Raw genomic sequence first — 24851 nt, 5'->3', positions numbered from 1 at the left:
AGCGGCCCGTCTTCCAACCAGACAGCGTATGTCGCGCCTTCATTGGGGCGCGGCTTTCGTGCATTGGAAACACCCTTCGCAAGGGCCGGCCTCCACCGGACGCGGAGTGAACTGAAAATGCCGGCTCGACCGGCCTCACACAAGCGCCGGGCATACCGGCTCAAATGGAGAAGACCATGGCCCGCATAGCAGGCGTCAATATCCCGACCAACAAGCGTGTCGTCATCGCGCTGCAGTACATTCACGGCATCGGCGCGAAATTCGCGAACGAGATTGTCGAGAAGGTTGGAATTCCCGCCGAACGGCGCGTGAACCAGCTCACCGACTCCGAGGTCATTCAGATCCGCGAGACGATCGACCGTGACTACCAGGTCGAGGGTGATCTGCGCCGCGAGGTCGCCATGAACATCAAGCGTCTGATGGATCTGGGCTGCTACCGCGGCCTGCGCCATCGTCGCTCGCTGCCCGTCCGCGGCCAGCGCACCCATACCAACGCGCGCACCCGCAAGGGTCCCGCGAAGGCCATCGCCGGCAAGAAGAAGTAATCACGCCGGTCAGGAATTTTTCGCGGAGCGCCTTGCGGCTCTCCGCGAAGGTGGAGCCGCTGGCATTACGGCGGTGTCGAGATCAGGAAAGGTAACACTATGGCCAAAGAAGCCGCCCGCGTCCGCCGCCGCGAACGCAAAAACATCACAACGGGCGTCGCCCATGTGAGTTCGACCTTCAACAACACCATGATCACCGTGACCGATGCGCAGGGCAACACCATTGCCTGGTCGTCGGCAGGTTCGCAGGGTTTCAAGGGATCGCGCAAGTCGACTCCCTTTGCCGCGCAGATCGCTGCGGAAGATTGCGCCCGCAAGGCGCAGGAGCATGGCATGAAGATGCTCGAGGTCGAGGTCTCCGGTCCCGGTTCGGGCCGCGAGTCGGCTCTGCGCGCGCTCCAGGCGGCCGGTTTCACCATCACGTCGATCCGTGATGTGACGCCGATCCCGCACAATGGCTGCCGTCCGCGCAAGAAGCGCCGCGTCTAGTCGCTCCACGCACACCGTGTGAGCGTCTTCAATGGCGCTCCTCCGCGGTTTCCAATTCACCCGCCACGATTGGATGGTGGCCGGGTTACGGAAGGAAACAAGCATGATCCAGAAAAACTGGCAGGAACTGATCAAGCCCAACAAGCTTGAATTCTCCTCCAAGGGCAAGACCCTGACGACGCTGGTCGCCGAGCCGCTCGAGCGCGGTTTCGGCCTCACGCTGGGCAACGCCCTGCGTCGCGTCCTGTTGTCGTCGCTGCGCGGTGCCGCCGTGACGGCCGTTCAGATCGATGGCGTTCTGCATGAATTCTCGTCGATCCCGGGTGTGCGAGAGGACGTGACCGACATCGTCCTCAACATCAAGGAAATCGCCATCAGCATGGAAGGCGAGGGGCCCAAGCGCATGGTCGTGCGCAAGCAGGGCCCGGGCATCGTCACTGCCGGCGACATCCAGACCGTGGGCGACGTGGAAGTCCTCAATCCCGATCACGTGCTCTGCACGCTGGACGAGGATGCTGAGATCCGCATGGAATTCACCGTGGACACCGGCAAGGGTTATGTGCCCGCCGATCGCAACCGTGCGGAAGACGCGCCGATCGGCCTCATTCCGGTCGACAGCCTCTATTCCCCGGTTCGCAAGGTCTCCTACAAGGTCGAGAACACCCGCGAGGGCCAGGTTCTCGATTATGACAAGCTGACCTTGACGCTTGAGACCGACGGATCGATCACCGGCGAGGATGCCGTGGCCTTTGCCGCGCGCATTTTGCAGGATCAGCTGGGCATGTTCGTCAATTTCGACGAGCCCCAGAAGGAAGAGCCGTCCGAGCAGGTTACCGAGCTTGCCTTCAACCCCGCGCTTCTCAAGAAGGTCGACGAACTGGAGCTTTCCGTCCGTTCGGCCAACTGCCTGAAGAACGACAACATCGTCTACATCGGCGATCTCATTCAGAAGACCGAGGCGGAGATGCTGCGCACGCCGAATTTCGGCCGCAAGTCGCTGAACGAGATCAAGGAAGTGCTGGCTTCCATGGGGCTTCATCTCGGCATGGAAGTGCCGGATTGGCCGCCGGACAACATCGACGATCTGGCCAAGCGCTACGAAGATCAGTACTGAGGCCATCGCGCCTCGCAGGAACACTTTTGAAGGAGAAGGCTCATGCGCCACGGAAATTCCGGCCGCAAGCTGAACCGCACCGCAAGCCACCGCAAGGCGCTGTTCGCCAACATGGCCGCATCGCTCATCGAACATGAGCAGATCGTCACCACACTCCCGAAGGCGAAGGAACTTCGCCCGATCGTGGAGAAGCTCGTCACGCTCGGTAAGCGTGGCAATCTGCATGCCCGTCGTCAGGCGATCTCGCAGATCCGCAACGAGACCATGGCAAAGCGCCTCTTCGATGAGATCGCGCCGCGTTATGCTGATCGCAATGGCGGCTATCTGCGCATCATGAAGGCCGGTTTCCGTTACGGCGACAACGCGCCGATGGCGGTTATCGAGTTCGTCGATCGCGACGTCAGTGCCAAGGGCGCGGCCGACAAGGCCCGCATGGAAGCCGAGTCCGAGAACGAAAATCGTGAGGAAGCCGCCGCGTAAGCCGGACGGTCAATTGATATCCCGCATGCGGGAACGGGAAAGGGGCCCTCGGGGCCCCTTTTTCTTTGCTCAGATCAGTTGCAGGCCCTTCATGCTGGCATGTCCGGAGCGGCCGATCACGATATGGTCGTGGACCACGATGCCGAGCGGTTTCGCCGTCTCGATGATGGTCCGCGTCATGTCGATGTCGGCGCGCGAGGGCGCCGGGTCGCCGGACGGGTGGTTGTGCAGCAGGATGAGGGCCGAGGCCGAGAGCTCCAGCGCCCGGCGCACGACTTCCCGGGGATAGACCGGCGTATGGTCGACGGTGCCGGATTGCTGGACCTCGTCGGCGATCAGCACGTTCTTCTTGTCGAGGAAGAGGATGCGAAACTGTTCGCGCGTCTCGAAAGCCATCGCCGCCCGGCAGTATTCGAGGACCTGCTGCCAGGAACTCAGCAGCGGCCGCGCGGCGATCTCGCCCTTCACCATGCGGCTGGCCGCCGCCGCGACGAGTTTGATGTCGGTGGCCGCCGCTGCGCCGATGCCCTCCACTTCGCGCAGCAGGTGTTCCGGTGCGCCCAGAACCTCGGCGAAGGAGCCGAAACGCTTCAACAGCGCTTTGGCTGGTCCCTTGGTATCGGCGCGCGGGATCGAGCGGAAGAGTATAAGCTCGAGCAGCTCGTAATCGGCGAGCGCTGCGGCACCATTGTCGCGAAAGCGGTCGCGGAGACGTTCGCGATGGCCGTAATAATGGGGCTTTTCCTGCCGAGCCAGTCGCCCCGCCTTGGTCGGCGAGGGCGGGACTTCTGCGAAGAAGCCTCTTTCGTCCTCACCTTCCTGCATCGCGCCACCCCCTCGCGTGAAGTGGCCTGAGCCTATGCCTGGGGCGCGCTGTCGGCAAGCCCGGGTCGGTCGAGCCCGCCCGGCGAGAGCGAGAATATCTCGCAGCCTTCCGAAGTCACGCCGATCGTGTGTTCGTACTGGGCGGAAAGCGACCGGTCGCGCGTCACGGCGGTCCAGCCGTCGGCCAGTACCTTCACATGCGGCCGGCCGAGATTGATCATCGGCTCGATCGTGAAGATCATGCCTTCGCGCATCTCCACGCCTTCATGCGGGCTGCCATAATGCAGGATGTTCGGCGCATCGTGAAAGAGCAGGCCGACGCCATGGCCGCAGAAATCACGAACGACCGAGCAGCGCTCGGCTTCCGCGAATTGCTGGATGGCCGCGCCGATCGCGCCGGTACGTACGCCGGGCTTCACCGCGGCGATGCCGCGCATCAGGCACTCATGCGTGACCTCGAGCAGGCGCTCGGCCGCCCGCTTGATCTGGCCGACTGGATACATGCGGCTCGAATCGCCATGCCATCCATCCACGATGTAGGTCACGTCGATATTGACGATGTCGCCCTCGCGCAGCGGCTTGGCATCCGGGATTCCGTGGCAGACGACATGGTTGATCGAGGTACAGCTCGATTTGGTATAGCCGCGATAGTTGAGCGTGGCCGGCAGCGCCCCGTGATCCATCCCGAACTCGAAGACGAACCTGTCTATCGTCTCGGTCGGCACGCCCGGCTGGACGATGTCGACCAATTCGTCGAGGCAGCGCGCGGTCAGCTGGCACGCCTTGCGCATGCCTTCGAACGCATCCGGCCCGTAGAGGCGTATCTGGCCCGTGTTGCGCAGCGGGAGCGCATCGGCTTCGAGATAGGTGACCATGTCCTGCTCGTTTAATCTGATGTCGTTTGTTGGTCCACAATTGGCATTGCCGACCCGTTTGAGCAAGGGCTGATCGATCCGGCGCGACGGCGCCGCTGCAGGGGCCTTCGATAAATGAATGTCTCCACTCTTCAGATAATGTGAGACCCAAATCCAGCTTGTGACACAGTCACACCACGCTCGGCTGACTATGTAGGCATCAATGGACTGAGCCGCATTATCGGTTCTGCAAGCGTCCATTTAGAAGGGAGGGCCCGTGCCTTCCCCCAATGACGAATACATGGAGATCAACATGCGTTTGAGAGATTCCCTGATTGCCCTTTCCGTGCTCGGACTTGCGGCGGGCCCCCTGGCCGTTTCCGGAGCCGCCGCGCAGGACCAGGTACAGCCTCCGGCGGCCGAAGCGCCCACCACGATGGAAGCGCCTGCGGCAGCAAATTTTGACGAGGGTACGTTGCGTTCCTTCGTGGTGGCCTTCCTCCAGGTTGACGAGATCAACCGCACCTACCTGCCGCAGATGCAGGAGGCAGATACGCCCGAGGAGCAGCAGCAGGTCCAGCAGCAGGCCACGCAAGAGATGGTGCTGGTCGTCGAGAATGCCGAAGGCATCAGCGTCGAGGAATACAACTCGATCATCGAGACCGCCCAGGCCGATCCGGAACTCGCCAACCAGATCAACGAACTGATCCGCGAAGCCGTCGAATAGGCGGCAGAAGCGACAAAGATCGATGGCGGCTGCCTCAGGCCGCCATCAGCGCCTTGATGCCGTCGGCGACGAACTGCACGGCAAGCGCTGCGAGAATGACCCCCAGAAGCCGTGTCAGGATCGAGCGACCCGTCTCTCCCAAGAACCTGTCCACCCGCTCTGCAAGCAGGAGCACCAGAAAGGTGATCCCGATGCACAGCGCGATGATCGCGACCAGCATCGCGTGCCCCGTCGGTCCCGGCATCGTCCCCGAAAGCAGCACCGATGCGGAGATGGCGCCGGGGCCTGCAATCAGCGGTATCGCCAGGGGAAAGGCCGCCACGTTGCGGATCATGTCGGTGGTGATCGCACGCTCGGCACTCTTCTCGTGCCGTTCCTGGCGGCGCTCGAAGATCATCTCGAAGGCGATATAGAAAAGCAGCAGCCCTCCCGCGACCCTGAAGGCCGGCAGCGTGATGCCGAACAGTGCCAGGATTGCCGCCCCAGCCACGGCGAAGAGGGCCAGCGTGAAGAAGGCGATGATCGAGGAGCGCGCCGCGACCTGCGTCCGTTCGGCGCGATTCATGCCGGCGGTCACGGCCAGGAACAGTGGCGCCAGCCCCGGTGGATCGATCGTCACCAGCATCGTCACAAGCGCATTGAACAGCGCGTCATAGCTCGGCATTCCGCCCCTCCACCGATCCGATTCCGTCGGTTTCGGAGGAAACCTAGCATGGAGAAACGCGCCACCCCAACCGCCTCTCTGTGCCGACGATTCGCCCACATGACGGGCTGATGCGGCCCGCGGCACGTTTCCGACGGCGAGACTTATTGCGCCACGCATCGATGGGGCATCTAACGCCATGATATAAATAAAGAAAACAGCCTTGGAAATCGGCCGGTGAGGTTTGGATACCACCGCGCTGTTCCTATATAAGGAGCAGGTGATTCCAACAGATTGCGTGAAGTCCATTGACTGATCAGACGACGCCGACCGGGCCCGAAGGCATCGACCCCATCTCCATCATGGAGGAGATGCAGCGCTCCTATCTCGATTACGCCATGAGCGTGATCGTCAGCAGGGCGCTGCCCGATGTGCGCGACGGCCTGAAACCGGTGCACCGCCGCATCCTCTATGCCAGCCATGAGAGCGGTTATGTCTGGAACCGCAAATACGTGAAGTCGGCACGCCCTGTTGCCGACGTCATGGGTAAATACCACCCGCATGGCGACGCCTCCATCTATGACGCGCTCGTGCGCATGGCCCAGCATTGGTCGTTGCGCGTGCCGCTCATCGACGGCCAGGGTAATTTTGGATCCATCGATGGCGATCCGCCTGCGGCGATGCGCTATACCGAGGCGAGGCTTACCAAGGTCGCGGGGGAGCTCCTCGAGGACATCGACAAGGAGACCGTCGAGTTCCAGGACACCTATGACGGTGCCTCCCAGGAACCCAAGGTTCTGCCGGCGCGCTTCCCCAATCTTCTGGTCAACGGCTCGGGCGGTATCGCCGTGGGCATGGCGACCAACATCCCGCCCCACAATCTCACCGAAGTGGTCGATGGCTGCATCGCGCTCATCGAGAACCCGGCAATCGAACTGCCGCAGCTGATGGAGATCATCCCCGGGCCGGACTTCCCGACCGGTGGTCTCATCCTGGGTCGCGCCGGCATCTACAGCGCCTACCTGACCGGACGTGGCTCGGTCGTGATGCGTGGCAAGGTCGAGATCGAGCAGATCAGGGGTGATCGCGAGGCGATCATCGTCACCGAGATTCCGTATCAGGTGAACAAGGCCTCGATGATCGAGAAGATGGCCGAACTTGTGCGCGACAAGCGCATCGAGGGCATCTCCGACATTCGCGACGAGTCCGATCGCCAAGGTTATCGCGTGGTGGTGGAGCTCAAACGCGACGCCAATGCCGACGTCATCTTGAACCAGCTCTACCGCTTCACGCCGCTGCAGACGTCCTTCGGCGCCAACATGGTCGCCTTGAACGGCGGCAAGCCCGAGCAGATGAACCTGCTCGACATGCTGAAGGCTTTTGTCTGGTTCCGCGAGGACGTGATCAGTCGCCGTACGAAGTATCTCCTTCGGCGTGCCCGCGAGCGGGCGCACGTGCTTGTCGGCCTGGCGATTGCGGTCGCCAATATCGACGAGGTCATCAGGGTCATTCGCCGCGCACCCGACCCGCAGACCGCGCGCGAGCAGTTGATGGAGCGTCGCTGGCCGGCTTCCGATGTCGAAAGCCTGATCCTGCTGATCGACGACCCTCGCCATCGCATCAACGAGGATGGCACCTACAATCTTTCCGAGGAGCAGGCGCGCGCCATTCTCGAACTGCGCCTGCAGCGCCTGACGGCGCTCGGTCGGGACGAGATCGCAGACGAGCTGAACAAGATCGGCGTTGAGATCGCCGATTTCCTGGACATCCTGTCATCGCGCGCCCGCATCCAGCAGATCGTGAAGGACGAACTGGTCGCGCTTCGTGACGAGTTCGGCACGCCGCGCCGCACCGAGATCACCGATGCAGGCGCGGACATGGAGGACGAAGACCTCATCCAGCGCGAGGATATGGTCGTCACCGTCACCCATCAGGGCTACATCAAGAGGGTGCCGCTCTCGATCTACCGCGCCCAGGCGCGCGGCGGTAAGGGCCGTTCGGGCATGGCGACGAAGGACGAGGATTTCGTCACGCGTCTGTTCGTGGCCAATACCCACACGCCGATCCTTTTCTTCTCCTCGCGCGGCATCGTCTACAAGGAAAAGGTCTGGCGCTTGCCGATCGGCACGCCTCAGTCGCGGGGCAAGTTCCTGCGCAACATGCTGCCTCTCCAGCAGGACGAGCGCATCACCACCATCATGCCGCTGCCCGAGGACGAGGAAAGCTGGGCCGAGCTGGACGTGATGTTCGCGACCACGCGCGGTACTGTCCGCCGCAACAAGCTGAGCGAATTTGTCCAGGTCAACCGCAATGGCAAGATTGCCATGAAGCTGGACGAAGAGGGAGACAGCATTCTTGGCGTCTTCACCTGTACCGAGAATGACGACATCCTGCTGACGGCCGAATCCGGCCAGTGCATCCGCTTCCCCGTAACCGACGTGCGCGTGTTCGCAAGTCGCAATTCGACCGGCGTGCGAGGCATCAATCTCGGCGACGGCGACAGGGTGATTTCCATGGCCATTCTCGGCCATGTCGATGCGACCCCCGGCGAGCGCGCCAGCTACCTGAAGCAGTCGGCCGCCGAACGCCGGGCCGCCGGGCTCGACGAGGACGACGTTGCGCTGACCAATGAGGAAGTGACAGAGGAAGCCGATCTGACGCCCGAACGTTACGAGACGCTCAAGCAGGGCGAACAGTTAGTGCTGACGGTCAGCGAGAAGGGGTTCGGCAAGCGCTCTTCATCCTACGATTTCCGTGTCATCGGCAGGGGCGGCAAGGGTATCCGCGCCACGGACGTATCCAAGACGGGCGAAATCGGACCGTTGGTCGCGGCGTTCCCGGTCGGCCAGGAGGATCAGATCATGCTGGTGACGGATCGCGGCAAGGTCATCCGTGTCCCCGTGGGCGGTATCCGCATCGCCAGCCGCGCCACCAAGGGCGTGAAAATCTTCACCACCGCTGGCGAAGAGCGCGTGGTGTCGGTCGAGCACATTCCCGATGCGCAGTCAGATGAGGACGTGATCGAGGAAGGCGCAAACGAAACGCCGCCCGATCTGGGATCGGACGGCGCTGACTCTGAAAACTGATACTCGGGTACGAAGGGCAGGGGATTAATCAGTACAGACCGTAGCGATTGGCCTGCCGGCGGCGGGTCTCCACGCGGACGCGCTCTGCTTCCTCACGAAGACCGAACGCGGTTGCGATGAGCATTGCTACGGTCATGGCTGCTGCAAGCATGAAGATCATCATCGGTCTGTCTCCTTGTCCCTTCAACGGTCGATGCCGGAATTGGTTTCATTCCTGATGGCTTCACATTGCCGTTACGGACTGAACCCTCGCTGATCGACAGGTTCACCCGGCGTTCATCCGACGAGAAGTCCGCGCGCTCCATTTGCGTTGCGGACGGCACGAAGATAGAAAACGGTCGCCATGACAGATCGAACAGCTTTCTACGCGGGATCCTTCGATCCACTGACCAACGGGCATCTCGACGTGCTCAAGGGCGCCTTGACGATTGCCGACAAGGTTGTCGTCGGCATCGGTGTGCAAGCCTCGAAGGAACCGCTCTTCACTTTCGATCAGCGCGTGGAACTGATCGGCAAATGGGCCGCCGGTGAAATCGAGGATGATGCATCCCGGCTTCAGGTGGTTTCCTTCTCGGGCCTTGTGATCGAGGCGGCGCGCGCAAATGGCGCGTCCATCATGATCCGTGGACTGCGCGACGGCACCGATCTCGATTACGAGATGCAGATGGCGGGCATGAACGAGACCATGGCGCCTGATCTGCAGACGGTCTTTCTGCCCGCAAGCCCGTCGGTGCGCACCATTACCGCCACACTTGTGCGCCAGATCGCTTCCATGGGCGGCGATGTTCGCCCGTTCGTGCCGGCCAATGTGGCCGAAGCACTCGAAGCCAAGTTTCGCAAGTGAACAGAGTTACGGAGCCCTTCCAATGAAATCCATTTCCCTTGCCGCAGCCCTCGTGATGGCCTTCGGTATCCTGTCATCTCCTGCGCTGTCGCAGTCGACGGATCCGGAAGACACGCTGATCATCGAGTTGAAGGATGGCGAGGTCGAAATCGCGCTGCGCCCCGACATCGCGCCGCAGCATGTCCAGCAGATCAAGACCCTCGTGCGGCGCGGCGCATATGACAACGTCGCATTTCACAGGGTCATCGATGGCTTCATGGCCCAGACCGGCGACGTTCAGTACGGCAATCTCGAACAGGGTTACAACAGCCAGCGCGCTGGCATGGGTGGGTCTGATCTGGGCAACATCCCCGCCGAATTTTCCGATGTTCCCTTCGAGCGTGGCACGCTCGGCATGGCGCGTGCGCAGGATCCGAACTCGGCCAATTCGCAGTTCTTCATCACCTTCGCGCCGACACCGAACCTCAATGGCGCCTATACGGTGGTCGGGCAGGTGGTAAGCGGCATGGAGCATGTCGACAATATCAAGCGCGGTGATCGGGCCTCGAACGGTGCCGTGACCGATCCCGATCGCATGATCTCGGTGCGGATCGCGTCGGACGAATAGAATCTCAAAGGAAGGAATCAGAATGGCCGAAATCAAGGATCCGGAAAACGCGCTCGTCATGGAAACGACGAAGGGCAAGGTGGTGATCGAGCTGCTGCCCGATCTTGCGCCCGGACATGTCGCACGCATCAAGGAGCTCACCCGTGAGGGCGCCTATGACGGCGTGGTGTTCCACCGCGTGATCGACGGCTTCATGGCGCAGACCGGCGACGTCAAGTTCGGCAAGTCGAGCGGTGCGAGTTTCGACCCGGGCCGCGCAGGCATGGGCGGCTCCGACAAGCCCGATCTGAAGGCCGAGTTCTCGAACGCCAATCACGGTCGCGGCACCTGCTCCATGGCCCGCACGCAGGCGCCGAACTCCGCCAACTCGCAGTTTTTCATCTGCTTCGACGACGCCAGCTTCCTCAACCGGCAATATTCGGTGTGGGGACAGGTCGTGGAAGGCATGGAGAATGTCGATCAGCTGAAGCGCGGCGAACCGGTGGCCGATCCCGACAAGATCGTGTCCCTGCGCGTAATGGCAGATCTCTAGAGCGGACCTTTCGACATGAGACGCATCGCCCTCTTGCTTCTGTTTCCGCTGTTGACCGGCCAGGCCTCGGCCACCGGCAGCATCGGGTGTCAGGGTATCGGTGGCGATGACGTCTCTGTCGAACTCACACTTGGCAGCCTTCCGGTTCTTGCCATCGTTGCCGCATCGATCACTGTCGGCGAGGAGACCTGGTCCACGGGCGATGACTCCGCTGCGCGTCTGGCGGTGGGCCAAGCCTTTTCGGAGGAGGGGCGTATTCTCGTGGATTTTGTCGACCCCAATTTCGAAAGCGTCCTCGTGCGGTTGCGTCTTGTTTCTGCCGATGAAGGCAAGGACCAGGCCACGGCCGGTACGCTGGCGGTCGCCGGGCAGGGTGTCTGGCCCGTGTCCTGCGTCGGCCCGTAAGATCCGACCTTGCGCGTCGATCTCTTCGATTTCGAACTTCCCCAGGACAGGATCGCGCTGCGGCCCGCCGAGCCGCGCGATGCCGCGCGGCTCCTGCTTGTGCGGCACGGAGAGGCATTTGCCGATCGCGTGGTCCACGACCTGCCGGACCTGCTTGAGCCCGGCGATGTGATGGTGTTCAACGACACCCGCGTCATCCCCGCCCAGTTGAAAGGTGTCCGTCAGCGCGGCGAGGCCAGCGCGGCGGTCGAGGCAACCTTGCACATGCGTGTCGGACCCGAGCGTTGGATGGCGTTCCTGAGACCGGCCAAGAGGGTCAGGGTCGGCGAGCGCATCCGTTTCGGCCATTCCGGGGAGCTGTGTCTCGCGGGGACCCTGAACGCCACTGTTGTCGAGAAGGGCGAGGCCGGCGAGGCCCTGCTGGAGTTCGACCTGTCGGGACCGGCCCTGGATGACGCACTTCACACCGTGGGCCACATTCCCTTGCCGCCCTATATCGCAGCGCGGCGTGTCGATGACGAGAAGGACCGGGCGGACTACCAGACGATCTACGCCCGCGAGGAGGGCGCCGTGGCCGCACCGACGGCCGGTCTTCATTTCACGCCCGACCTGATGGATCGCCTCGAGGCGCGTGGCATCGAGAAGCGCTTCGTGACGCTTCATGTCGGGGCAGGGACCTTTCTTCCCGTAAAGGCCGACGATACCGACGCCCATCGCATGCATGCCGAGATCGGGCATGTCGATGCGGTCACGGCCGAGGCGCTCAATGCGGCGCGGGCGCGTGGCGCGCGGATCGTCGCCGTCGGCACGACCTCGCTGAGACTCCTGGAAAGCGCCACCGACGAGACCGGCAGGGTCGCGCCGTGGTCCGGTGCTACCGACATCTTCATCACGCCGGGCTACCGCTTTCGCGCCGTGGACATCCTGATGACCAACTTTCACCTGCCGCGCTCGACGCTCTTCATGCTGGTCTCGGCCTTTTGCGGGCTGGAACGCATGCAGGCGGCCTACCGCCACGCAATCGAGTCCGGCTATCGCTTTTATTCCTATGGCGATTCCAGCCTTCTCTCCCGGCACCCGCAATGAACCAGCCCTTCCATTTCAACCTCCTCGCCACCGATGGCGCGGCCCGTCGCGGCGAAGTCGTCATGCCACGCGGCACTGTTCGCACGCCCGCCTTCATGCCGGTCGGTACCGGCGGCACGGTCAAGGCGATGTATATGGACCAGGTGCGCGAAACGGGCGCCGACATCATCCTTGGCAACACCTATCACCTGATGCTGCGCCCCGGCGCCGAGCGTGTCGGCCGGCTCGGCGGTCTGCACGAATTCGCCCGCTGGCCCTGGCCGATCCTGACCGATTCGGGCGGCTTCCAGGTCATGTCCCTGGCCGATCTGCGCAAGATCACGGAGAAAGGCGTGACGTTCCGTTCCCATGTTGACGGTACCGTCCACGAGATGTCGCCGGAGCGCTCGATCGAGATCCAGGGTCTGCTCGATTCAGACATCCAGATGCAGCTTGACGAGTGTATCCGGCTGCCTGCGCCACCGGCCGAGATCGAACGCGCCATGGAACTGTCGCTGCGCTGGGCGGAGCGCTGCAGGACGGCCTTCGGCGACCAGCCAGGCAAGGCCATGTTCGGCATCGTCCAGGGCGGGGATGTCGAGGAGCTCCGCATCCGCTCGGCCGAAGCGCTGCGTGACTTGGGCCTCAAGGGCTATTCCATCGGCGGGCTTGCCGTCGGCGAGCCCCAGGAGGTGATGCTGGCCATGCTCGATGTCGTCTGCCCGATCCTGCCCCGGGACAAGCCGCGCTATCTCATGGGCGTTGGCACCCCCGACGACATCCTCAAGTCGGTCGCGCGGGGCGTGGATATGTTCGACTGCGTCATGCCCACGCGCGCCGGCCGCCACGGCCTGGCCTATACGCGGTTCGGCAAGGTGAACCTCAAGAATGCGCGCCATGCCGAAGATCCGCGCCCGCTCGACGAGGAAAGCGATTGCCCGGCGGCCCGCGACTATTCGCGGGCCTATCTGCACCATCTGGTGAAGTCGGGCGAATCCCTCGGTGGCATGCTCCTGACCTGGAACAACATCGCCTACTACCAGAGCCTCATGGCCGACATCCGCGCGGCGATCGAGGCAGGCCGGTTCGAGGCGCGTTCCGGGGAGATCACGGAAATGTGGGCAAGGGGCGATCTGCCGCCGATCTAGCCACGTATGCTCTTTCGACAAGGCAATCGGGCCTCGGCGGAGAAGGGCAATTCCGATGAAATACGTTCAGGCCTACGGCATCGCGCTGGTCATCTTCCTGATCATGGACGCGCTCTGGTTGGGGGTGATCGCCCGCAACTTCTACATGTCGCGCATTGGCGACATCATTCTGGATCAGCCGCGTTGGGGTGTGGCGGCACTGTTCTACCTGATCTATATCGCCGGCCTCGTCTTCTTTGCCATTTCGGCCGGCATCGCACAGAACAGCTGGCAGGTCGCGACCGGCTATGGCGCGATGTTCGGGCTCCTGACCTACATGACCTACAATTTCACCAATCTCGCTGTCATGCGCGGGTTCGACACGGCGGTCGCCTTCGTCGATACGGGCTGGGGCACATTCGTCGGCGCCTCCATGGCCGGCGGCACCGTCTTCATCATGCAGCGTCTCGGCTGGATCCCCGGTTGACGCGTCAGGTGCCCAGCGATTGGCTTTCGCGCAGGTGGACGCCCGTAATCCTGTAGCGCCCGTCCGGCTGCAGTTCCAGCGTATAGACGGCCTCGTAGCCTCGGCCGTCGGGTCCGATCAGTTCCACCCGCTGGATGACGGCGCCCGCCCCATCGCTCTCGCCGGGACCGAAGGCGAAGGAGCGTGGCCGGTGAACGGCAGGGTAGGTTTCCCTGACCATCCTCATGAACCGCTCCTGGTTCGGAAAGATGCGCTGTATGCCGGGAGCAGCGTGGCTGTAGGCGGCCGCATCGTCGCCGGAAAGAAAGGCCTCGATCTGCGCCTGGATGGTCGATTGGGCGGCGGAAAGCGCCGCGTCGCTCGTCCATGCCGGCGTCATCACTGCAAGGTAGACCACGGCACTCATCAGCAATTTCTTCATCATGCCATCTCCCGAATGTTCTGCTTCGATCTGCCAGATACGATTGGGGCGCGGCAGCGGTTTTGCCACTTTGGAACACCATGCTCCGCAGAACTGCTCAATCAATATGCAACCTTCTCCAATGCACATGCGTTCAGCCTAAAATTCCACAAATGGCTTGCTTTTCGTGATGAGCGCCTTTGATAATGGGGTGAGGGGAGTATGGCGTGACAGCATTCGACGAGATGCATCCGGGGCAGTCGGGGACAAGGCAGCCTTATCTGAATTACGAAACCTGGCTCGATGCCCAGGAACCGGCTCGGCTTAATGAAAAGATGCGCGACGCCGAGCGCGTGTTTCGTAAGACCGGCATCACCTTCAATGTCTATGGCGAGGAAGAGGCGTCCGAACGCCTCATCCCCTTCGATATCGTGCCACGCATCATCTCCGGTTCGGAGTGGCGGCGGCTGACGCAGGGCATCGAGCAGCGCGTTCAGGCGCTGAACGCCTTTCTCGACGACATCTATCACCGCCAGGAGATCATTCGAGCAGGTCGCGTCCCGCGCGAACTCATTGCGGGCAACGATGCTTTCCTGCCGGAGATGATCGGCGTGCGCCCCCCGGCAAGCGTCTACACGCACATTATCGGCGTCGACATCGTGCGCACGGGCGAGAACGATTTCTACGTGCTCGAGGACAATGCCAGGACACCTTCGGGCGTGTCCTACATGATTGAGAACCGCGAGACGATGATGCAGCTCTTTCCCGAGCTGTTCCAGCGGATCAAGGTCCTGCCGGTCGAGAACTACCCGCAATTGCTGCGCCGCTCGCTGGCGGCCGTTGCCCCTCGCGGCAGCGAGAAGCCACCGACCATCGCGGTGCTGACGCCAGGCAGCTTCAATTCGGCCTATTTCGAGCATGCCTTTCTGGCCGACCAGATGGGCGTGGAACTGGTCGAAGGACACGATCTGCGCGTCGTCGACGGCCACGTCGCGATGCGCACCACGGAAGGCTACAAGCAGATCGACGTGCTTTACCGTCGGGTGGATGACGATTTCCTCGATCCTTTGACCTTCCGCCCTGACTCCACGCTGGGCGTCGCCGGCATCATGGATGTCTACCGCGCCGGCAACATCACCATCGCCAATGCCCCGGGCACCGGCATCGCAGACGACAAGGCCATCTACTCCTACATGCCGGAAATCGTGGAGTTCTACACCGGCAGAAAGGCCATCCTCGGAAACATCCCGACCTGGCGATGTTCCGAGCCCGACAGCCTCAAATATGTGCTCGAACACCTCGACGAGCTGGTCGTGAAGGAGGTCCACGGTTCGGGCGGTTACGGCATGCTGGTCGGCCCGGCCGCTTCGAAGAAGGAGTGCCAGGATTTTGCGGCCAAGCTGAAGGCGCGCCCGGGCAATTACATCGCCCAGCCGACGCTGGCGCTCTCGACCTGCCCGATCCTGACCGATGCTGGGCTTGCGCCACGCCACGTCGATCTTCGTCCTTTCGTGCTGGTTTCCGACCGCATCCGCATCGTGCCTGGTGGACTGACCCGCGTAGCCCTGAAGCAGGGCTCGCTTGTCGTGAACTCGTCCCAGGGTGGCGGCACCAAGGACACGTGGGTGCTCGATGATTAGCGGGGGCTGGTACTGAGATGCTGCTGGGACGCACCGCCAATGGCCTTTACTGGATGGGCCGCTACATCGAGCGTGCCGAGAACATGGCACGCCTTGTCGACACGGGTTTGCGGCTGGCGCTTACGCACACGGAATCCTCTTCGGATGAATGGATTTCGGTGCTGACCAGCGCGGGCGCCCTTGATGCGTTTCGCGAGCGTCACACCGAGTTCACGGCCGACACGGTCGCGGATTTCCTCCTGCGCGATACGGCAAATTCGTCGAGCGTGGTCTCTTCGCTTGATGCGGCTCGAACAAATGCGCGCATGGTGCGCACGGCGCTGACCCGCGAAACGTGGGAATCGATCAACGAAGCCTGGATGGCATTCAAGCGCATGCTGGCGACGCCGATTGATCAGCGCGAGCTGCCACGGCTTCTGGATGCCATCAAACGCGAGACGGCCCTCATCCGCGGCGCCTTCCACGGCACCATGCTGCGGAACGAGATATTCGACTTCACGCAGCTGGGGATATTCATCGAACGGGCCGACAGCACCGCGCGCATCCTCGACGTCAAATACTACGTCCTGCTGCCCTCGGTCGCCTGGGTCGGATCCTCGCTCGACAACTACCAGTGGGAATCGATCCTGCGATCGGTCTCCGCGCACCGATCCTACCGATGGGTCTACGAGGCCGACTACCGGCCCGAGAACATTGCCGAATTCATGATCCTCAGCCGCCGCATGCCGCGTTCGCTGGCGTTCTCCTATCGCATGATTGGCGACAGTCTGGGGTTCCTGGCCGACGAGTACGGCAAGCGGCATGAATGCCATGACCTTTTCGAAGAGACGGCCCAGAAGCTGCAACGATCGACCATCAAGGACGTTCTGAACGAAGGACTCCACGAGTTCCTGCGCGATTTCATCGTGCGCAACAATGCGCTGGGCAACGACATCGCCCGCGATTACCGGTTCTTCTGAAGATGCTCCTCAAAATCCGCCACGTCACTACGTATCGATATCAGGAGCCCGTGCGCTACGGGCTGCAGCGCTTGCGCATCGTACCCGTGAGCGGTCCCACGCAAAGGGTTTTGTCCTGGAAGCTCGAGATAGAGGGCGCGCGCGAGGAGGTGCGGTTCAGCGATCAGTTCGCCAATGACACGCGCCTGCTCAGTGTCGACGGCGATCAGAGTTTCATCGAAATCGTGGCCGATGGCGAGGTGGAGACGCTCGACAGCACCGGCATCTACGGCAGGGAATATGGCTTCGCGCCGCTGTGGCTTTTTGGTCGCGAAACCGATCTGACCAGGCCGGGCGAGGGCGTGGCCACGCTGATGGTTGATCTTCCCGGCACCAGCGAGGTCGACCGTCTTCACGCGCTCATCCACCGCATACGCGAGCAGGTGGAATACGTGCCGGGGACGACAGATGTTGGCACGACCGCCGAAGAAGCCTTGGCCCAGGGGCAGGGCGTTTGCCAGGACCACGCCCACATATTCATCGCTGTCGCCCGCCGCATGGGTCTTCCGGCACGCTACATCAGCGGTTACCTGATGATGGATGGGGTGGATGATCAGGTGGCGACGCATGCCTGGGCGGAGGTGCATGTGGAGACGCTGGGCTGGGTCGGGTTCGATGTGTCTAACGGCATCTCGCCCGATGAACGATACGTTCGCCTTGCCGTCGGCCTCGACTATCGCTGCGCAATGCCGGTCTCCGGAATTCGGACTGGACAGGGTACCGAAGAGCTTGCAGTACATATCTCGGTTCAACAGTAGGGAGCGAATCGCTCCCGGAATCGGGATCGCTCCATGACATACTGCGTCGGCCTCAAGATCGACCGCGGCCTGGTCTTCATGTCGGATACGCGCACCAATGCAGGTGTCGACTCCATCGCCAAGTACGGAAAGATGTTTGCCTGGGAAAAGCCGGGCGAACGTGTGATCGTGCTGTTGACGGCTGGTAACCTTGCCACGACCCAGGCGGTGGTCAGCATGCTGGACGAGCGGACGAAGGCGCCTGGCGAGCGGACCCATACACTGCTCGACACCCCCTCCATGTTCCAGACCGCGCGTCTCGTCGGCGATACCGTCAAGGAGGTCATCGCAAACACCGCGCCAGTCGGTCAGAATGCCGACGCTTTCGGCGCGACCTTCATTCTCGGTGGACAGATCAAGGGCACGGAACCGCGCCTCTTTTTGATCTATCCGGAAGGAAATTTCGTCGAGGCCAACAACGACACGCCCTTCTTCCAGATCGGCGAGGTCAAATACGGCAAGCCCATCATCATCCGGGCTTACGAGGCGGGCATGAGTTTTGAAGAGGCCGCCAAGCTTCTGATGGTCTCCTTCGATTCAACGCAAAAATCCAACATATCGGTCGGCCTGCCGCTCGATCTGATGTTCTATGCGCGCGACAGCTACAAAATCGGGTTGCGCAAGCGGATCGATAGCGACGATGCTTATTACCGTGCGATTTCGCAGGGATGGTCGGACGCGCTGAAGGATGCATTCAAGCGCCTGCCCGACTTTACCGGCTAGCGGCTAGGCTGTACCGGGTCCCTGCACCGGGCAAGCGGGGACAGACATGGACAACGAAGAATTCAGGCATTGGGCGGTTCGCTCCGCAGAATGGGGCGCCGACTATCGGGAAAGTCTGAAGGATCGCCCTGTGCGGTCGCGGACGGCGCCCGGCGCGATCGCCGCCCTCATTGCGAACGAGCCGCCCGAACAGCCCGAGCCGATGGAAGCGATCTTCGCCGATTTCGAGAAGAAGATCGTACCGGGCATGACCCACTGGCAGCACCCGGGCTTCTTTGCCTATTTCCCCGCAAACGCTGCGCCGGCTTCCATCGTGGCCGAGCACCTCGTCAACGCGATGGCAGCGCAATGCATGCTGTGGCAGACGTCGCCCGCCGCCACCGAACTCGAAACGCGCATGCTGGACTGGCTCCGCCAGGCACTTGGACTGCCGCAAGCCTTCTCGGGTGTCATCCAGGACTCCGCCTCCTCGGCGACGCTGGCAGCAGTGCTGACCATGCGCGAAAGGACGCTCGACTGGCAGGGAAACCGCAGCGGGCTTTCCGGCGGGCCGGCACTTCGCATCTACACTTCGCGCGAGGTTCATACGTCGATCGACCGTGCCATCTGGATCGCCGGCATCGGCGAGGACAATCTGGTCCGGATACCAGTGACGGGTGCGTTGCGCGGTATGGACGCGGAAGCGCTGGACGCGGCAATACGGGCGGATCTCGAAGCCGGCCACGTTCCGGCCGGCATTATCGCCAGCGTCGGAGGGACCAGCGTCGGTGGTACGGACGATGTGGCGGCAGTCTGCGCGGTTGCGCGCAGGCATGGGCTCTATGTGCATGTCGACGCCGCCTGGGCCGGCTCGGCCATGATCTGCCCCGAGTTCCGACATCTATGGGCGGGTGTCGAAGAGGCCGATTCGGTTGTGTTCAATCCACATAAATGGCTTGGGGCCCAGTTCGACTGTTCGGTGCATTTTGTGCGCCGGCCCGAGGATCTGGTTCGCACGCTGGCCATTCGCCCGGAGTTTCTCAAGACGCATGGCCGCGACGGCATTGTGAACTATTCCGAGTGGTCCGTCCCGCTCGGACGTCGCTTCCGCGCCCTGAAGATATGGTTTCTTCTGCGCGCCCACGGTCTGGAAGGTCTGCGGGCAATGATCCGCGACCACGTCGCCTGGAGCCGGGAACTGGCAGCTGCCATCGGGGAAGAACCCGACTTCGAAATCGTCACGTCCCCGATGCTCTCGCTCTTTACCTTCCGCCATGTCCCGCGCGGCGTGTCCGATCTCGACGCTCATAACATCGCGCTGGTCAACGCGATCAACGATGACGGCCGCATCTTCCTGACCCAGACCAATGTCGATGGGCGGATTGCCATCCGCTTCCAGGCAGGCTCTTTCGAAACCACGCGCGCACATGTGCTGGGGGCCCTCGATGTCATTCGCGAGTGCGCGGGCCCGATGAAGCCCGCGGATTGATCACGAAGAAAGGCCCGCGACAGCGCCGCGGGCCTTCCTGAACGTTCGATAGTCACACGCTCACATATAGGGCGAGCGGCACTGGCGTCGCGGGCCGTTATAGGGCTGGAACGTGTTGTCCGATGCCCGATACGAGCGGTAGCGCCCCATGCACCACTCCACATGGGAGGGGCTGTAGTAGTAGCTGCCGCCCGGCGCGCGCGGCGCGGTCGCTGCTGCCGCCGCACCACCGACGATCGCACCCGCGATAAAGGCTGCCGGCGGATACCAGTAGCCGCCGTGGTAGCGGTAGCCGGGACGCTGGGCCCGATATCCCCGGTGACCCCGCCAGTATCCGCGCCGGTCGCCATAGCGCGGTCCGTCGCGATAGTAGCGACGCTGGACCTGATGGACGTCGGCCATGGGTCGTTCGGCGCTCGCCGCGGACAGGGGCTGCATCGGAAGAATAGGCGAAGCAGCAGCGGGAATTGCCGCATTTAGTCCAAAGGAAAGGGCGGCTGCGAGAACGCCCGTCATCATTTTTTTCATCGTTTCCTCCTGGCTTTTCATCAACTTTTCTTTTGCCGCGCGAGTGTATTTTCACGAACGCCCCAAGGTCAAATCCGGACGGTTGCGCCGCCAGACCTCCAGGGCTGCATCGCGCGGTCGATGCCCTTCGATGAATGAACGTGCCAGCAGCCTTGCCGACACGTCGCAATCGGCCATCGAGGATCACATCTGCGTGAATTGCCCGGCAAATGCCCCGCTCTGCGGGTAGGCCGCGTGTCAAAAATGCCAGCCCGCGCCGCAAAAGCGTCATGACGGCGCCCTGCGGCTTAACCGGAGAGGGCTGAATCGCTATAGTCGGGGCAAATCATAACGATAAAGCAGGGTGGCGGATCGAGTTCGAGTGGCGGCAGCGCGTGCCCGGAAGGGACCTGCGCGTTGCCCACCGATTGTCGGTAAGCGCACAGGGGCAATGAAACAGGAATTGGTGGGATCATGAAGTCTTTGAGAACGAGGAAACTGGCGCTGGCGACCACGGCGCTCGCGGCGATCGTGCTGGCGGCGCAGCCGGCATCGGCGCAGGGCCTGTTCAATCTCCTGTTCGGAGAGCCGAACCAGCGGCACCAAGATCCTCAGCAGGAGGGCGTCCAGCCCGCACCGCAGCCGCAACCGCAGCGCACCCAGCCCGCCTCGCTGCCGCGGGTCGCCGGGCCGAGCAACTATGAGTACAGGCCGGATGCTCTGGTTCGTGTCGACTTCTCGGCTATCGAGATAGCCGCGGAGGATGTGCGCGCCGAGCTCCCTTCCGCCGGCATTCAGGTGGCCAGCAGCGAAGGCGTGGACCCCGAAATATTCGGTTCTGTCGAGCGCCTGCTCGAAAGCGCGGATGAAGAGGCCCTGGTCTCTGTGGAAGGCGCCGCGACGCTGCCCGTTGCGAGCGCACGAACCGCCGGCGACGATGGCGACGAAGTCTCCGCGACTTCAAGCGAGGATGCCGATCTGGCTTCGCGCGTCAGCGCCGAGATCGGGCGGGCCGACGAAGTGGCACCGGGCGCCGAGCAGGCCCTCGAAGGTCCCGGCGCTACCGATGAACCCGCGGAAGCGGTTGCCACGCGGGGCGCCCTGCCGACGATCGAAGATGCCGCGCCTCTCGAGATCGCCGTCGATCTCGCGCCGGTTTCGGTCGAGCGCGCGCAGGCATTGCCCGAGGCAGAGGAGGTCGAAACGGCGGTCGAGACCGTGATCCCTGTCGAGGACCCGCTTGCAGCGTCTCTGCGCCTGACCGGCCCTCTCCTGGAGGAACTGGACGCTTTCGAACTGATGACCGAGAAGGCGGTTGGCGCTGCGCTGGTCGCGCATTATTCGCAGCATCCCGACTTCATCTGGGTGGATTCGACCGGCCCCAACGCTGCCTCACTGCAGGTGCTCGAGATTCTCGCTTCTGCCGCAAGCCACGGTCTCGACGCCGACGACTACCGCGTCGCTGCACCGCGTCCGGGTGCCGGCGAGAGCGAGCTTGCCAATTTCGAGATGGAGCTGTCTGCCCGCACCTTGCGCTACATGCGTGATGTCCATGGCGGCAGGGTCGATCCCAACAAGCTGTCCGGCTATCACGACCTGAAGCTCAAGGAACTCGACTACGAGGCTGAGCTGGGCACGCTGGCATCGAGCGAGGACGTAGGCTCCTATCTCGCCACCCTCCACCCGCAGAACGACTTCTATCGCCAGCTGCGCGCGGAATTGGAAATGCTGCGCGTCGCCGAGGAAAACGACATCGTGATCGACTTGCAGGGACTGATCCGTCCCGGCAACTCGAACCCCGAATTCGCCAAGATCACCAAGCTCATAGAGCGCGATGCTGACTCGGTTTTTCTGGCCGAGCATGGTGAGGCGCTGGAGCGTCATCGCGGCAGCGATCAGTACGCCGAGGAACTCGTCCCGGTCATCCGCGCCGCCCAGGCGGCACGCGGCCTGCAGGTGGACGGCGTCATCGGACCGCAGACCGTGAGGGGACTCGCTGGCGATTCGGTCGCGAGCCGAGTCGAAAAGGTGAAGCTTGCTCTCGAGAGGCTGCGCTGGCTTCCATCCGATCTCACCGAGCGTTTCGTCTTTCTGAATGCGCCTTCTTATCGTGCGCAGTATTTCGAGGACGGCGTGGAGAAGCTCAACATGCGAGCCATCTACGGGACGTCCTCACGCCAGACCTATTTCTTCAAGGACCGGGTCTCATACGTCGAATTCCATCCCTTCTGGGGCGTCCCGCGCTCGATTCTGGTGAATACCTATCTGTCGCGGCTGATCGACGACCCGGGCTATCTCGACCGCTCTGGGTTCGAGGTCACCAACCGAAATGGTCAGCGTGTGTCTTCGGCCTCGATCGACTGGGGTCGTTACGGTGCCAATATTCCTTATGATGTCCGCCAGACGCCGGGTCCGCGCAACGCGCTCGGCGAGTTGAAGATCATGTTCCCCAATCGCCACGCGATATACATGCACGACACGCCCGACCGTCATCTCTTTGACCGGTCCAACCGCGCGCTCAGCAATGGCTGCATCCGCCTTGATGATCCGCGTGCAATGGCGGCAGCTGTCCTGGGCTGGAGTGATCAGGATGTCGCCGGACGCCTCCAGCGTCCGCATTCCCGCGAAGATCTGAATATCGAAGTGCCCGTCTACGTGGCGTATTTCACCGCCTTCCCGGAGGCAGGCGGCAAGGTCGGCTTCTATGACGATGTCTACAGCCGCGACAGCCATTTGGCCAAATCGCTCGACAGGGTTCGCCAGTTGAGAACGCCTTCCAGCTGATTTGTGGGCCAAACCAACAGAACGAAGGGCCGGTCCCCGGGAGGGGGCCGGCCTTCTTCTTGAAGGAGGTCCACTGCCGGTGTAGGTAGCCGCAGACCTTCATGGCCCTTGGGGGGACCAAATCATGCCCGGAGCCGATACGGACTCGCGCGACGACGACCTCTTCCTGGCGCTTGGCGAAGAAGCCGAGGCTGCCCTCGTCGCGGGCGGCGTGGGCATCTGGCGCTGGAGGATCGATGGCGAGACACTCGCCTGGTCACGCAATCTGGAACGCATCCACGACCTGCCGGCCGGCACCTTCGACGGGACGTTTCAGTCCTTTGCTCGCGACATCCACGAGGACGATCTGGCCGGGGTTCTGGCAGCGGTTCAATCCGCGGTGGAGACCGGCGGCACCTACGAGGTCCGCTACCGCAACCGCCCGATGGGCGGCTCGGAAGCGATCTGGATCGAGGCAAGGGGCGGAATTGTAGAAGGGTCGGACGGTCACCGTTATCTGACCGGCATTTGCCAGGACGCGACCGACAGGATCGAGGCAAGGCGGCAGATCCAGCGCCGTCTGGCGCAGCAACAGGCTGTTTCGGAACTCGGCACCTTCGCCTTGGCCGAAGAAGACATCTCCCGCACATTGCGGCGGGCTGTGGAGGTCACTGCGGACGTCCTTTCCGTGCCCATGGCCAAGATCCTCGAATTCACGCCGAGCGCCGACGCGCTCAGACTGGTCGAGGGCATTGGCTGGGCCGACGGTCTCGTCGGCAAGGGCATCGTCGGTATCGATGAGGAATCCCAGGCCGGATACACGCTGATGAGCGGCGACCCCGTCATTGTCCACGACCTGGGGACAGAAACGCGCTTCAGCGGGCCGCCGCTGTTGCACGAGCACGGCGTGCGCAGCGGATTGAGCGTCGTGATCGCAGGGGACGAAGGCAGACCCTACGGAGTCTTCGGCGTGCACACCACCGAATTGAGGAACTTCGACAGGGCTGATGCCGATTTCCTTCTGTCTGTCTCGAACATCGTGGCGACGAGCGTGAGACAGGCTCGCATCAGCGAACGGCGACGCCTCGTGATCCGCGAAATGGCGCATCGCTCCGGCAATATGTTTCAGCTCGTGCAATCGCTTTTCAACCAGACGATGGGCTCGGCGAAGGAGGACCTGCCGGCGCAATCGTTTCGCGCGCGGCTCGATTCTCTCGCCCGTACCAATTACCTCATTTCCCAGGATGGCTGGACGCAGACGCGGCTCCGCACGCTGGCGGACACAGCGCTTGCCGGTTTCCGCGAAAGTATCGACATGGACGGCCGCGATGTGCTGCTGCCCGCCGCCCTGAGCTTCGATCTGGCGCTCGTCCTGCATGAGCTCGCGACCAATTCGTCCAAATATGGATCCCTGGCCGCCAAGGACGGACGTGTCAGCTTGGGCTGGAGGCTGAAGTCGAGCGGTACGGCCTCCCGTCTGGAGATGGAGTGGCGCGATCGGGGCTGCTTGGAGCAGCGTCGAGATACCGCCGCCGGGAGCGGTTTCGGTCATCGCCTGATCACCGGCCTGGTGGAGCGGAAATGGGGTGGCAAGATCACACTGTCCGAGGACGACGGCTACGTCTTCCGTGCCGAAATCCCGGTTCCTGCCTACGTTCCTGAAGCGCTTGAGTAGGGCCGGCATCAAATCTGTTTATCGGCGGCAGTAAAGACGATATCCTCTTC

At 62.6% G+C, this 24851-nt stretch carries 27 protein-coding genes; 21 read left to right on the top strand and 6 right to left on the bottom strand.

Annotated features, from left to right (window positions below; all coding sequences use genetic code 11):
- Window positions 1-176 precede the first annotated feature (176 nt).
- The 4 genes from rpsM (at window position 177) to rplQ (ending at window position 2628) form a co-directional block, all read left to right on the top strand.
- Window positions 177-545, top strand: a complete 369-nt coding sequence (gene rpsM, locus GRZ55_RS12670) for a 30S ribosomal protein S13 (RefSeq protein WP_169287286.1) — start codon at window positions 177-179, stop codon at window positions 543-545.
- A gap of 99 nt (window positions 546-644) precedes the next feature.
- Window positions 645-1034: a 30S ribosomal protein S11 gene (rpsK, locus tag GRZ55_RS12665; protein ID WP_169287285.1), complete on the top strand. Its 390-nt coding sequence runs from the start codon at window positions 645-647 to the stop codon at window positions 1032-1034.
- Between the two features lie 103 nt (window positions 1035-1137).
- Complete coding sequence (locus tag GRZ55_RS12660; RefSeq protein ID WP_169287284.1) at window positions 1138-2148, top strand: DNA-directed RNA polymerase subunit alpha; 1011 nt, start codon at window positions 1138-1140, stop codon at window positions 2146-2148.
- Window positions 2149-2190: 42 nt separating this feature from the next.
- A complete protein-coding gene (gene rplQ, locus GRZ55_RS12655; RefSeq protein WP_169287283.1) occupies window positions 2191-2628 on the top strand; it encodes a 50S ribosomal protein L17 in 438 nt (145 codons plus the stop codon).
- Window positions 2629-2697: 69 nt separating this feature from the next.
- On the opposite strand, the gene radC is transcribed toward rplQ, so the two are convergent.
- Both radC and map read right to left on the bottom strand, forming a co-directional pair.
- A complete protein-coding gene (radC, locus tag GRZ55_RS12650) occupies window positions 2698-3453 on the bottom strand; it encodes a DNA repair protein RadC (RefSeq protein WP_169287282.1) in 756 nt (251 codons plus the stop codon).
- Window positions 3454-3485: 32 nt separating this feature from the next.
- A complete protein-coding gene (gene map, locus GRZ55_RS12645; RefSeq protein WP_169287281.1) occupies window positions 3486-4328 on the bottom strand; it encodes a type I methionyl aminopeptidase in 843 nt (280 codons plus the stop codon).
- 292 nt (window positions 4329-4620) lie between these two features.
- On the opposite strand from map, the gene GRZ55_RS12640 reads away from it, so the two are divergent.
- Window positions 4621-5034, top strand: a complete 414-nt coding sequence (locus GRZ55_RS12640) for a DUF4168 domain-containing protein (RefSeq protein ID WP_169287280.1) — start codon at window positions 4621-4623, stop codon at window positions 5032-5034.
- A gap of 34 nt (window positions 5035-5068) precedes the next feature.
- Here GRZ55_RS12640 and GRZ55_RS12635 read toward each other — a convergent pair whose 3' ends face one another.
- Window positions 5069-5698, bottom strand: coding sequence for a MarC family protein (locus GRZ55_RS12635; protein WP_169287279.1), 630 nt, complete (start codon window positions 5696-5698; stop codon window positions 5069-5071).
- Between the two features lie 287 nt (window positions 5699-5985).
- Here GRZ55_RS12635 and gyrA point away from each other — a divergent pair, with 287 nt between their 5' ends.
- Window positions 5986-8763, top strand: a complete 2778-nt coding sequence (gene gyrA, locus GRZ55_RS12630; protein WP_169287278.1) for a DNA gyrase subunit A — start codon at window positions 5986-5988, stop codon at window positions 8761-8763.
- Between the two features lie 28 nt (window positions 8764-8791).
- Here the strand turns inward: gyrA and GRZ55_RS23630 are convergent, their stop codons facing one another.
- Window positions 8792-8926: a hypothetical protein gene (locus GRZ55_RS23630; RefSeq protein ID WP_256379804.1), complete on the bottom strand. Its 135-nt coding sequence runs from the start codon at window positions 8924-8926 to the stop codon at window positions 8792-8794.
- A 180-nt stretch (window positions 8927-9106) separates the two neighbouring features.
- On the opposite strand from GRZ55_RS23630, the gene coaD reads away from it, so the two are divergent.
- Genes coaD through GRZ55_RS12595 form a run of 7 tightly spaced genes read left to right on the top strand, consistent with a single transcriptional unit; the run spans window position 9107 to window position 13830 of the window.
- Window positions 9107-9607 (top strand): pantetheine-phosphate adenylyltransferase, encoded by a 501-nt coding sequence (coaD, locus tag GRZ55_RS12625; protein WP_169287277.1) that lies wholly within the window; start codon window positions 9107-9109, stop codon window positions 9605-9607.
- 22 nt (window positions 9608-9629) lie between these two features.
- Window positions 9630-10214, top strand: coding sequence for a peptidylprolyl isomerase (locus GRZ55_RS12620; RefSeq protein WP_169287276.1), 585 nt, complete (start codon window positions 9630-9632; stop codon window positions 10212-10214).
- 22 nt (window positions 10215-10236) lie between these two features.
- Window positions 10237-10746 carry a peptidylprolyl isomerase gene (locus tag GRZ55_RS12615; RefSeq protein ID WP_169287275.1) on the top strand — a complete coding sequence of 170 codons (510 nt, stop codon included), beginning with the start codon at window positions 10237-10239 and terminating at the stop codon, window positions 10744-10746.
- Window positions 10747-10761: 15 nt separating this feature from the next.
- A complete protein-coding gene (locus GRZ55_RS12610; RefSeq protein ID WP_169287274.1) occupies window positions 10762-11151 on the top strand; it encodes a hypothetical protein in 390 nt (129 codons plus the stop codon).
- Window positions 11152-11160: 9 nt separating this feature from the next.
- Window positions 11161-12237 (top strand): tRNA preQ1(34) S-adenosylmethionine ribosyltransferase-isomerase QueA, encoded by a 1077-nt coding sequence (gene queA / locus GRZ55_RS12605; protein WP_169287273.1) that lies wholly within the window; start codon window positions 11161-11163, stop codon window positions 12235-12237.
- The gene (tgt, locus tag GRZ55_RS12600; protein WP_169287272.1) at window positions 12234-13364 is read left to right on the top strand and encodes a tRNA guanosine(34) transglycosylase Tgt; all 1131 of its coding nucleotides are present in this window, start codon (window positions 12234-12236) and stop codon (window positions 13362-13364) included. Before queA ends, tgt begins: the two co-directional genes overlap by 4 nt.
- A gap of 55 nt (window positions 13365-13419) precedes the next feature.
- Window positions 13420-13830: a DUF2177 family protein gene (locus GRZ55_RS12595; protein WP_169287271.1), complete on the top strand. Its 411-nt coding sequence runs from the start codon at window positions 13420-13422 to the stop codon at window positions 13828-13830.
- A 4-nt stretch (window positions 13831-13834) separates the two neighbouring features.
- On the opposite strand, the gene GRZ55_RS12590 is transcribed toward GRZ55_RS12595, so the two are convergent.
- On the bottom strand, window positions 13835-14254 hold the full coding sequence (locus GRZ55_RS12590) for a DUF4864 domain-containing protein (protein WP_246734710.1): 420 nt from the start codon (window positions 14252-14254) through the stop codon (window positions 13835-13837).
- A gap of 203 nt (window positions 14255-14457) precedes the next feature.
- On the opposite strand from GRZ55_RS12590, the gene GRZ55_RS12585 reads away from it, so the two are divergent.
- From GRZ55_RS12585 to GRZ55_RS12565, 5 genes are read left to right on the top strand one after another with little or no spacing between them, the layout of a single operon-like run.
- Window positions 14458-15870, top strand: a complete 1413-nt coding sequence (locus tag GRZ55_RS12585; RefSeq protein ID WP_169287270.1) for a circularly permuted type 2 ATP-grasp protein — start codon at window positions 14458-14460, stop codon at window positions 15868-15870.
- A gap of 17 nt (window positions 15871-15887) precedes the next feature.
- Window positions 15888-16829, top strand: a complete 942-nt coding sequence (locus tag GRZ55_RS12580) for an alpha-E domain-containing protein (protein WP_169287269.1) — start codon at window positions 15888-15890, stop codon at window positions 16827-16829.
- 2 nt (window positions 16830-16831) lie between these two features.
- On the top strand, window positions 16832-17626 hold the full coding sequence (locus tag GRZ55_RS12575) for a transglutaminase family protein (RefSeq protein ID WP_169287268.1): 795 nt from the start codon (window positions 16832-16834) through the stop codon (window positions 17624-17626).
- A 33-nt stretch (window positions 17627-17659) separates the two neighbouring features.
- Complete coding sequence (locus GRZ55_RS12570; protein ID WP_169287267.1) at window positions 17660-18388, top strand: proteasome-type protease; 729 nt, start codon at window positions 17660-17662, stop codon at window positions 18386-18388.
- Window positions 18389-18434: 46 nt separating this feature from the next.
- Complete coding sequence (locus tag GRZ55_RS12565) at window positions 18435-19856, top strand: aspartate aminotransferase family protein (protein WP_169287266.1); 1422 nt, start codon at window positions 18435-18437, stop codon at window positions 19854-19856.
- Window positions 19857-19916: 60 nt separating this feature from the next.
- Here the strand turns inward: GRZ55_RS12565 and GRZ55_RS12560 are convergent, their stop codons facing one another.
- Complete coding sequence (locus tag GRZ55_RS12560; protein ID WP_306785603.1) at window positions 19917-20258, bottom strand: BA14K family protein; 342 nt, start codon at window positions 20256-20258, stop codon at window positions 19917-19919.
- On the opposite strand from GRZ55_RS12560, the gene GRZ55_RS23450 reads away from it, so the two are divergent.
- The 3 genes from GRZ55_RS23450 (at window position 20257) to GRZ55_RS12550 (ending at window position 24801) form a co-directional block, all read left to right on the top strand.
- On the top strand, window positions 20257-20613 hold the full coding sequence (locus GRZ55_RS23450; RefSeq protein ID WP_246734717.1) for a hypothetical protein: 357 nt from the start codon (window positions 20257-20259) through the stop codon (window positions 20611-20613). The two genes, GRZ55_RS12560 and GRZ55_RS23450, sit on opposite strands and share 2 nt — an antisense overlap.
- A gap of 224 nt (window positions 20614-20837) precedes the next feature.
- Window positions 20838-23147 carry a murein L,D-transpeptidase gene (locus GRZ55_RS12555; protein ID WP_169287264.1) on the top strand — a complete coding sequence of 770 codons (2310 nt, stop codon included), beginning with the start codon at window positions 20838-20840 and terminating at the stop codon, window positions 23145-23147.
- A gap of 124 nt (window positions 23148-23271) precedes the next feature.
- Complete coding sequence (locus GRZ55_RS12550; RefSeq protein WP_169287263.1) at window positions 23272-24801, top strand: sensor histidine kinase; 1530 nt, start codon at window positions 23272-23274, stop codon at window positions 24799-24801.
- Window positions 24802-24851: the final 50 nt, after the last annotated feature.

The organism is Chelativorans sp. ZYF759, assembly GCF_012911015.1.
In the GTDB taxonomy this organism is placed as follows: Bacteria; Pseudomonadota; Alphaproteobacteria; order Rhizobiales; family Rhizobiaceae; genus ZYF759.
Note: the sequence above shows the minus strand (reverse complement) of the source record. Positions and strands in the feature narration are given on the sequence as shown.

Bases quoted from the DNA above. Each gene is read 5' to 3' on its own strand.
- rpsM (WP_169287286.1), top strand. From the start codon at position 177: ATGGCCCGCATAGCAGGCGTCAATATCCCGACCAACAAGCGTGTCGTC.
- rpsK (WP_169287285.1), top strand. From the start codon at position 645: ATGGCCAAAGAAGCCGCCCGCGTCCGCCGCCGCGAACGCAAAAACATC.
- GRZ55_RS12660 (WP_169287284.1), top strand. From the start codon at position 1,138: ATGATCCAGAAAAACTGGCAGGAACTGATCAAGCCCAACAAGCTTGAA.
- rplQ (WP_169287283.1), top strand. From the start codon at position 2,191: ATGCGCCACGGAAATTCCGGCCGCAAGCTGAACCGCACCGCAAGCCAC.
- radC (WP_169287282.1), bottom strand. From the start codon at position 3,453: ATGCAGGAAGGTGAGGACGAAAGAGGCTTCTTCGCAGAAGTCCCGCCC.
- map (WP_169287281.1), bottom strand. From the start codon at position 4,328: ATGGTCACCTATCTCGAAGCCGATGCGCTCCCGCTGCGCAACACGGGC.
- GRZ55_RS12640 (WP_169287280.1), top strand. From the start codon at position 4,621: ATGCGTTTGAGAGATTCCCTGATTGCCCTTTCCGTGCTCGGACTTGCG.
- GRZ55_RS12635 (WP_169287279.1), bottom strand. From the start codon at position 5,698: ATGCCGAGCTATGACGCGCTGTTCAATGCGCTTGTGACGATGCTGGTG.
- GRZ55_RS23630 (WP_256379804.1), bottom strand. From the start codon at position 8,926: ATGATGATCTTCATGCTTGCAGCAGCCATGACCGTAGCAATGCTCATC.
- coaD (WP_169287277.1), top strand. From the start codon at position 9,107: ATGACAGATCGAACAGCTTTCTACGCGGGATCCTTCGATCCACTGACC.
- GRZ55_RS12620 (WP_169287276.1), top strand. From the start codon at position 9,630: ATGAAATCCATTTCCCTTGCCGCAGCCCTCGTGATGGCCTTCGGTATC.
- GRZ55_RS12615 (WP_169287275.1), top strand. From the start codon at position 10,237: ATGGCCGAAATCAAGGATCCGGAAAACGCGCTCGTCATGGAAACGACG.
- GRZ55_RS12610 (WP_169287274.1), top strand. From the start codon at position 10,762: ATGAGACGCATCGCCCTCTTGCTTCTGTTTCCGCTGTTGACCGGCCAG.
- tgt (WP_169287272.1), top strand. From the start codon at position 12,234: ATGAACCAGCCCTTCCATTTCAACCTCCTCGCCACCGATGGCGCGGCC.
- GRZ55_RS12595 (WP_169287271.1), top strand. From the start codon at position 13,420: ATGAAATACGTTCAGGCCTACGGCATCGCGCTGGTCATCTTCCTGATC.
- GRZ55_RS12590 (WP_246734710.1), bottom strand. From the start codon at position 14,254: ATGATGAAGAAATTGCTGATGAGTGCCGTGGTCTACCTTGCAGTGATG.
- GRZ55_RS12580 (WP_169287269.1), top strand. From the start codon at position 15,888: ATGCTGCTGGGACGCACCGCCAATGGCCTTTACTGGATGGGCCGCTAC.
- GRZ55_RS12575 (WP_169287268.1), top strand. From the start codon at position 16,832: ATGCTCCTCAAAATCCGCCACGTCACTACGTATCGATATCAGGAGCCC.
- GRZ55_RS12570 (WP_169287267.1), top strand. From the start codon at position 17,660: ATGACATACTGCGTCGGCCTCAAGATCGACCGCGGCCTGGTCTTCATG.
- GRZ55_RS12565 (WP_169287266.1), top strand. From the start codon at position 18,435: ATGGACAACGAAGAATTCAGGCATTGGGCGGTTCGCTCCGCAGAATGG.
- GRZ55_RS23450 (WP_246734717.1), top strand. From the start codon at position 20,257: ATGGGTCGTTCGGCGCTCGCCGCGGACAGGGGCTGCATCGGAAGAATA.
- GRZ55_RS12560 (WP_306785603.1), bottom strand. From the start codon at position 20,258: ATGGCCGACGTCCATCAGGTCCAGCGTCGCTACTATCGCGACGGACCG.
- GRZ55_RS12555 (WP_169287264.1), top strand. From the start codon at position 20,838: ATGAAGTCTTTGAGAACGAGGAAACTGGCGCTGGCGACCACGGCGCTC.
- GRZ55_RS12550 (WP_169287263.1), top strand. From the start codon at position 23,272: ATGCCCGGAGCCGATACGGACTCGCGCGACGACGACCTCTTCCTGGCG.